Below are 3,513 nucleotides of genomic sequence, written 5' to 3' on the forward strand. Positions count from 1 at the left end.
CAGTCTACCTAAAAGGTCATTTAAATCTTCCTTGATAAAACGATCAAGTCCTTCTTGCATCTTTTCGTTTGCCATGATTGCTCCTCCATTTGCTGTGTATGTTCTAAGCCTCTATAAGCAGGCATTTCACTGTAAATTTTAAGATAAAGTTAAGTCATTAAACAGTATATCAAGTGAATGTTTTTCTTTAATTACATATGTAATACAAATATATGACAAATATAGAGAATATATCATTATTCATTATCTATTATAACGTTTGACTGAGCCTTCTGCTACAAGGTTTCGTTAAGAGTTATGCACATTTTTCCAAAAGAGGTTGAGACATAACAAAATGAATTCAATCTAAAGGCAAATGGGATACATGAGCTGAATCGCTTGTGACACCGCAGTTGATTTCCGTACAAGACTTCGCTTTCCGCGGGCGGGCGCTGAGCCTCCTCGTCGCATACGCTCCTGCGAGGTCTCACCTGTTCCGCTTTTCCCGCAGGAGTCTTCGTCTTGTCCTCCAATCACCTGCTAGAAAGACCTATACACATGAAACCTACGCTTACCTTAACAAAAAAAACAAACCACTAATCAAACATCTTGATCGATGATTCGTTTCACTTCGTCTAAAATCCTTTTGTCCCAGCCTCTTTTTTTGAACCTAGCTTTCTATTTTCTTGTTTTTACAAACAATTTCTTCGAGGTCGTCCAAAATCCTTCCAAAGAAGAGGTCCTAAAATGTCGTACTTGCTTACAAAAAACTGCGTAAAATTATAATTATTTAAAATTAAAGGCGGCTCAAAATCAAGGGGAGCACCGGCGCCTCCTGACAATACAAAATCAGTGCCTCTTCCAAGCGTAAACGACCCGTTTCTGTTTTTTCTAATAAACTGCTCGTCATACGCATGCACGTGGCTGACTAACACTTTTTTCACGCGGTGTTCTTGAATTAAATCAAAAAATTCTTGACTTTGAGGAGTCGTTACAGGAAACCCTTCAAGATTTGACCACCGGCCAATATTTGGCTGCGCATGCATCGCTACAACGGTGTTACGAGGAGCATCCTCCAGCTGCTGCTCTAAATAATTCAGCTCTCTATCTGTAAATCCATATATTTTATTCTTGGGACTGATGACATTATTTAATGCGATGCACCGGAAGTTGAAGACAGGAATATCAATGACCCAGTGTACTTTTCCGATAGTGGCTCTGAAGTTTTCGAGATTGCTTTCATCAAGGTACAGTTCATCATGATTCCCTACGCATACAAACATAGGAATGTTTGGGGCGATTTTTTCAACAACCTTAACAAAGTGCTCCAAATACTCTTTTTTCCCTGTATAGACGGTGTCTCCTCCATGAATAATAAACAGCGGGTTCAATTCCACCGCCTTTTTTAACACAAGCTCAAATTCACCGCTCATTGTGTAACAATTATCGTTTGGTCCGTCACCTCTGCTGTCTCCCATAAAAACAAAGTTAAATGGATCTCTCGGATTTAATTGTTTAATTCTTTGCTTTAATAACTTTTCAGAACGTTCATGAAGCGTCAAATTCATCAACTAGTTAATCCCCCTATTAATAAATAAATTTAGTTAAAAGTAAACAAGCTTACTTATTTATATGAGAAATTGTTGATGAAGGTCACTACCTTCTTGTAAGCAGAACGCACATTTAGCTTTCGTTTTAGAAATTGCTAGTTATGAATATCTATTAAAGTCCACGCTATGATAAGCTAACCTATCTTTCCATTTTATTAGGCACTAATAGGACAGGGTAAAAGATGAACTCTCTGTATCTACTAATAAGAAAGAGGCTGAGGACGAACAAAGGCCGACATGAGCTGAACCGCTTGTTGTCCCGCAGGAGTCTTCGCCTTGCTCTCCAATCAACTGCTAGAGGAAACGAAACAGCTGAAACCTGCGTTCACCATAAAAAACGAACCACTAATCAAAGTGTTTGATTAGTGGTTCGTTTTTCACTTCAGCTAAAATACTTTTATCTCAGCATCTTACATTTAAAACATTTACTACAATTAAACATATTTATTACGCTCAACTGGAGGTACAGAATTTCTTCCAGAACGAGCTGCCATGTCCGTTTCAATTTGCTCTAGGCTACGTCCTTTTGTTTCAACAACTACAAAACGTATGAAGAATAAACCGAGAATACAAATGATCCCGAACGTTGAAAAGATAACGCCCAAACTAAACTGATCAGCTAAAATTGGGAACACAAGCCCTACTGCCAGCGATCCCGTCCAGTTAAAAGCAGATGAAATCCCAGCACCGATTCCGCGTACAGAAAGCGGGAAAATTTCTCCTACAATGATCCACGTAAGCGGTGCCCAAGAAAACGCATAGCAAAGGATAAAGCAGCAAAGAGCAATTAACGTAACCCAGTTAACAACGACTTCATTAACGCCTAACGCTCCTAGAATAGCCGGTGTAAAAAATGAAAGAGCCATACCCGCGCCGCCAATCGTAAGAATGGTACGGCGGTTGAATCTATCGACAAACTGCAGAAAAATAAGTGTTGTCACGACGAAGATTACCCCAACGATGACCGTAAAACCAGCAGCTACCTGCGGGGCTAAACCAACTTGACGAGCAATGCTTGTTGCATAATAAACAATTGAATTTGAGCCTTGAATCTGCTGAAAAGTTGCCATTCCGACGCCGATAATTAATGCTAAACGAAACTTTTTCTGAAACAGCTGCTTAATGCCTGATTGTTCATGCACAGCTACGCTTTCAATTTCAGACACTTCAGCTTCTACTTCAGCTGTTGAGCGGCGAAGCGTGCGCAGCACTTCACGCGCTTTATCTGGCATTCCATTTTTAATTAAGTAGCGCGGCGACTCTGGAAGCTTGATCATACCGATGCATAATACAATCGCAAAAATACCGGCGCTGCCGAGCATTAATCGCCAGCTGTTTGGAACCGGCTCAAAAATAAAGGCTACGATATAGCTTAATAATAATCCAATTACAATCATTAGCTGATTTAAACCTGAAAGCTTCCCGCGAATATGAGCAGGTGCGATTTCTGACATATAGGCAGGAACTAAAGAAGAAGCCGTTCCTACTGCTGTACCTAAAAAGACGCGCGCAATCGTTAACGTAATTTCCTCTGGTGCAATCGCTGAACCGATGGAGCCTAAAAGAAAGATGATCGACGAAATTAAAATTAACTTTCTTCGTCCAAACTTATCGCCTAATAATCCGCTTAAAATGGAACCGATAATTGCTCCACCCATTAGCGACGAAACCACAATTCCCAGCCAGAGCGGACTCAAATGAAACGCTTCACGGATATGACCTTCTGCACCAGCAATAATCCCAATATCATAACCGAATAAAATACCGGCAAATGAGCCGAAGAAGAAGATAAACTTACTTGATACTTTACTCATGATTATAGATCCCCTTTGTATTGTCTTAGTTTTGCTTCCTATCACACAAATTTAAAACGCTTTCATTTATTTCTAAAAACGGCGTTCTTTTACTAACACTATATTTTTAC

4 protein-coding genes are annotated in these 3,513 nt (G+C 39.8%); all 4 read right to left on the minus strand.

The window, feature by feature from the left end; translation table 11 throughout:
- Positions 1–345 precede the first annotated feature (345 nt).
- On the minus strand, positions 346–516 hold the full coding sequence (locus AC1DRF_RS19845; RefSeq protein WP_176526483.1) for a hypothetical protein: 171 nt from the start codon (positions 514–516) through the stop codon (positions 346–348).
- A 155-nt stretch (positions 517–671) separates the two neighbouring features.
- Positions 672–1,547 (minus strand): metallophosphoesterase family protein, encoded by an 876-nt coding sequence (locus AC1DRF_RS19850; RefSeq protein WP_427076132.1) that lies wholly within the window; start codon positions 1,545–1,547, stop codon positions 672–674.
- A 204-nt stretch (positions 1,548–1,751) separates the two neighbouring features.
- Positions 1,752–1,880 (minus strand): hypothetical protein, encoded by a 129-nt coding sequence (locus tag AC1DRF_RS19855; protein ID WP_427075787.1) that lies wholly within the window; start codon positions 1,878–1,880, stop codon positions 1,752–1,754.
- A 143-nt stretch (positions 1,881–2,023) separates the two neighbouring features.
- Positions 2,024–3,403 (minus strand): sugar porter family MFS transporter, encoded by a 1,380-nt coding sequence (locus AC1DRF_RS19860; protein ID WP_427075786.1) that lies wholly within the window; start codon positions 3,401–3,403, stop codon positions 2,024–2,026.
- Positions 3,404–3,513: the final 110 nt, after the last annotated feature.

Source organism: Priestia sp. P5_B4 (assembly GCF_056400385.1).

Excerpts from the sequence above, each read along its gene's own strand:
- AC1DRF_RS19850 (WP_427076132.1), bottom strand. The coding sequence starts at position 1,547 with ATGAATTTGACGCTTCATGAACGTTCTGAAAAGTTATTAAAGCAAAGA.
- AC1DRF_RS19860 (WP_427075786.1), bottom strand. The coding sequence starts at position 3,403 with ATGAGTAAAGTATCAAGTAAGTTTATCTTCTTCTTCGGCTCATTTGCC.